The sequence below is a fragment of the Sulfitobacter sediminivivens genome (assembly GCF_042611115.2).
Classification (GTDB): Bacteria; Pseudomonadota; Alphaproteobacteria; order Rhodobacterales; family Rhodobacteraceae; genus Sulfitobacter; species Sulfitobacter sediminivivens.
In genome coordinates, this window is record NZ_JBHGAR020000051.1 from 1 (window position 1) to 3,592 (window position 3,592).

5 protein-coding genes are annotated in these 3,592 nt (G+C 53.1%); 3 read left to right on the forward strand and 2 right to left on the reverse strand.

What is annotated here, in order from left to right:
• Nucleotides 1-201: 201 nt before the first annotated feature.
• Nucleotides 202-1,221, reverse strand: a complete 1,020-nt coding sequence (locus ACEWL3_RS20530; protein WP_386185033.1) for an IS110 family RNA-guided transposase — start codon at nucleotides 1,219-1,221, stop codon at nucleotides 202-204.
• A gap of 391 nt (nucleotides 1,222-1,612) precedes the next feature.
• Between ACEWL3_RS20530 and ACEWL3_RS20535 the strand changes: the two genes are divergently transcribed.
• The gene (locus ACEWL3_RS20535) at nucleotides 1,613-1,906 is read left to right on the forward strand and encodes an antibiotic biosynthesis monooxygenase family protein (RefSeq protein WP_386185036.1); all 294 of its coding nucleotides are present in this window, start codon (nucleotides 1,613-1,615) and stop codon (nucleotides 1,904-1,906) included.
• A 40-nt stretch (nucleotides 1,907-1,946) separates the two neighbouring features.
• The gene (locus ACEWL3_RS20540; protein ID WP_386185038.1) at nucleotides 1,947-2,405 is read left to right on the forward strand and encodes a GFA family protein; all 459 of its coding nucleotides are present in this window, start codon (nucleotides 1,947-1,949) and stop codon (nucleotides 2,403-2,405) included.
• A gap of 93 nt (nucleotides 2,406-2,498) precedes the next feature.
• Here ACEWL3_RS20540 and ACEWL3_RS20545 read toward each other — a convergent pair whose 3' ends face one another.
• Nucleotides 2,499-2,906, reverse strand: a complete 408-nt coding sequence (locus tag ACEWL3_RS20545) for a RidA family protein (RefSeq protein WP_386185041.1) — start codon at nucleotides 2,904-2,906, stop codon at nucleotides 2,499-2,501.
• Between the two features lie 339 nt (nucleotides 2,907-3,245).
• Between ACEWL3_RS20545 and ACEWL3_RS20550 the strand changes: the two genes are divergently transcribed.
• Nucleotides 3,246-3,592, forward strand: a 347-nt coding sequence (locus ACEWL3_RS20550; RefSeq protein WP_435001622.1) for a class I SAM-dependent methyltransferase, incomplete at its 3' end; no start/stop codon positions are given.

A 3,592-nucleotide genomic window follows, 5' to 3' on the forward strand; every position in this document is an offset into this window, starting at 1 on the left:
TCCTGCCGGTTCCAGTGTTCTCTTCGCAGTAGGTGTTCCACCTCTGCATGATGGCGCAAGAAAGCGTTGATGGATCAATGTTGAAACCGCGTTTGGGATTGGTGGTCCTTCGCACAAAATCGGTCGATCTCATCACCGCCATTCGTCCCGGCAGGGACATCGCTCACCCTTTGTCGGGGCGATTTCGTATTTCACTCTTTCCTATGTTGTTGCCCACTTGAATGATGTTCCATCGCACCACATCCGGTGCAGGATCGTCGCCAGCTTCCGAGCAATCGCGACACGCGCCTTTTTGCCCCCAGAGCGCGCGGCGATTTCCATGCCCCATGTCTTCAGCGCGCAGGTTTGTTTGGTGCGGGTCAACACCACGTTTGCTGCCTCGAAGAGGTAGGTGCGCAACATCGTATCACCGCATTTTGATATCCGTCCTGTCCAGTCCACTTCGCCGGATGCATGGCGTCTGGGTGTCAATCCAAGATAGGCACCCACTGTGCGCGATCGTGCAAAACGAGCCGGATCATTAATGCCCGACAAGAAGGCAAGGGCAGTCATCGGTCCAACGCCTGGAACGGTCATGAAGGCGCGTGATTGCTCGTTTTCACGGGCAATTCGCTTGATCTGTCGTTCCAGATCCAGACGTTGACGATCAACGTCCGCGCGAGCGCTCAGCAGTGGTCTCGCAATGCCAGCCAGTTCAGGAGCCTGCTGGGAAACATCGAGAGCACGTTTCAAGAACACACCGCCATTGGCCCGCCCGATAATGAGACCGAAGCTCTTGAACAGGCCACGGATCTGGTTTTCCAGGTCGCGGCGCACCTGCACCAAAAGGCTGCGCGCATTCAACAGCGCACGAATGCGATGGCTGTTCTCACTCTTGACCTGCACCCGGCGGAACCACCCGGTCTGCATGATACGCGCAAGACCAAGGGCATCATTGCGGTCCGACTTGTTGATCTGCATCGACAGAGCAGCACTAGCATGACGCGCGTCAATGCAAATGGATGGCAGACCCCGTGCTTCCAACTCTCGCCATAACCAGCTGGACGTTGGCCCAGATTCCAAACCGACACGCTGCATCATCGGTGAATGTTCCGCCAGATATTCAACGATCAGGTCGGGATCAGAGACGACCACCCCCTCCTTCAACGCAACGCCCGTCTCATCCACGATACAGATCGACGTTTCTTTCAGTGACACATCCAGTCCAACATAGGTCTTCATCGGCTTTCTCCTTCGTGTTTGCCTGTGGCCAACATAACAAGCCGTGCCACGCTCCGAGACTCGCACCACTCAGGAATTACGCCATGTTGAAAAACTCGAAAAGTCGGCCAACACATTTTTCCGCCGAAATCCATTGATTCATCCATGTCGGCGCTGAACGATCAGTGCAGGCCATGACGACCTCTCACCTTGCCAAGTCAGCGGTTTGGCCGACCCCCTCGTCGAATTTTTTGAAAAGCTTTCTATGGGCCACTTTTCTAGCAATTTTAGCCAAAATCGGAGTTTTTCAACACAATCAGCCCAGAGCAGACAATCTTGCCATATCGTGCTAGCCTGCAATAGTCTGAGGCATGCATACATCCAAGAACCGCACTTTTCGGAGGACGGATGCATGATCATGCGGATATTTCAGGTTGTTACGAGACCAGGCAAAGAGGAAGAGTTCGGCAAGTTCTTCCATGAGACAGCGATCCCTTTAATGAACGGGACAAAGGGTATTGTTAAAGTTCTAGCTGGTGCCCCATGTCAGGAATCTCCAAGAGAATTCAGCTTTGTAATGGTCTGGGACAGCTTGGACTCGCTCAAGGCATTCGTTGGCGAAGACTACCAGAGCCCGCATATTGATCCGGCTGAGGCTGAATTGGTCGAGTCCCGGACAATTAAGCACTACAAATTGGCCGACTAGGGTTTGGGTTTGATCAAAAGAAGAAGATAGGGAGGGAAGAATGATTGAGGGAAAATGCGGCTGCGGCGCTGTCACCTATCGAATGAAATCACCACCTATGTTCGTGCATTGCTGTCACTGCAGTGAGTGCCAGAGGCAGACAGGGGCCGCCTATGTCTTAAACGCAATAATCGAGGCCGATCGGGTCGAGTATGAAGGACCGATCAGCGAGCATGAGCTTTCAACACCGAGCGGAAAAGGCCAGATCGTTACTCGCTGCGGAAACTGCGGCGTTGCCGTCTTCAGCAGCTACATGGTTCGTCTTGGAAAGCTACGGTATGTGCGCGTCGGAACCATGAATGAGCCAGATCGGTGCCCCCCAGACGTACAAATCTTCACGAGCAGCAAGCAGGCATGGGTGCCTCTCAGCAAAGACATCCCTGTCTTTGAAGAGTTCTACAAGTTTGATGAGGTTTGGCCGAAAAAGGCGCTCCGTCGGTTAGAGGTGGCACTAGCCTAAATCGCTCGACGGTGGTGGTCCGAAATCGCGGCGTCATGCGATACGGTCATCGGCGAGAACTAGTTTGTTGGCAGCTTTACAGCCTAAATTGTACTAAGCCACCGGTTGATCTGCCACCACGGCATCGACCTCAATCTCGACAAGCCATTCAGGATTAACGAAGCGGTTGATAGCCATGATTGTGTCCACAGGACGTGCTTCTTGGCAGTATATTTTGCGGGCCTCGATGGCCTGTTTCCAATTGTCGATGTCCGTAAGTATCACACGGGTACGCACTATATCTTGAAGACCAGATCCCGCGTCTTCCAATGCAAACTTGATGATCTCAAAGCACTGTTTTGTTTGAAGGAAAACATCGCCGATACCCACGGTTTTGCCATCTTGGTCTACCGGAGCGGTTCCACCAACTGCAATATATGACCCGACACGAACAGCGCGGCTGAACCCAACAATCGCCTCCATAGGATTCCCGTTTGAAATCAATTCTCGCTTGTTTCCCAAGATGGGCCCTCCCAATTGTCATCTAACTATCAAGTGTGGACTAGCTTTGGTTGGGAAAACAGTCAAATTCGGACAGCACCAACGGCAGCAATGTACTGCATTGTGTAAATTGACGGGTCAGATGATTTTGCGGCCGCAGCAAATGGCGGGTTCGACGGGCCGCACCGCGCGTTGCGATGGTCAAGGGAATTGCCGGTATGGGCCGATCAAGTTGAGCTGGCTGTCACAAGCCCGGCTCCGCTCGCTGCACCGCCGCAAGTCCGCCAAGAGCCCGGACCGGACATGCAAGATAGCCTGTGTTAAGATTGAGCGAACCCAATTAGCAGCAAGGACGAGACCATGCAGGACAAATGGACCGATGGCGACGCTTACGAGATGTATGTTGGCAGGTGGAGTCGGAAGACAGGCAAAAAGTTCTTGTCTTGGTTAGACACCGCACCAGGTTTGCGCTGGCTTGACCTTGGTTGTGGAACCGGAGCGCTTACGTCGCAGATTCTGCAGGATCGGGACCCAAAGTCTGTTGTTGGCATCGAACCATCAGAAGGGTTCCTAGAACTGGCGCGGAAAGAAACAGATGATGAACGAGCATCATTCCTGCAAGGATCAGGTGACACTATTCCGGTGGATGATGGTACCGCTGATGTCGTCGTGTCTGGGCTTGTTCTGAACTTTATCCCGGACAAGGA

What these genes read in the sequence shown, in the direction of transcription:
- ACEWL3_RS20535 (WP_386185036.1), top strand. Translation starts at nt 1,613, where the DNA reads ATGATCATGCGGATATTTCAGGTTGTTACGAGACCAGGCAAAGAGGAA.
- ACEWL3_RS20540 (WP_386185038.1), top strand. Translation starts at nt 1,947, where the DNA reads ATGATTGAGGGAAAATGCGGCTGCGGCGCTGTCACCTATCGAATGAAA.
- ACEWL3_RS20530 (WP_386185033.1), bottom strand. Translation starts at nt 1,221, where the DNA reads ATGAAGACCTATGTTGGACTGGATGTGTCACTGAAAGAAACGTCGATC.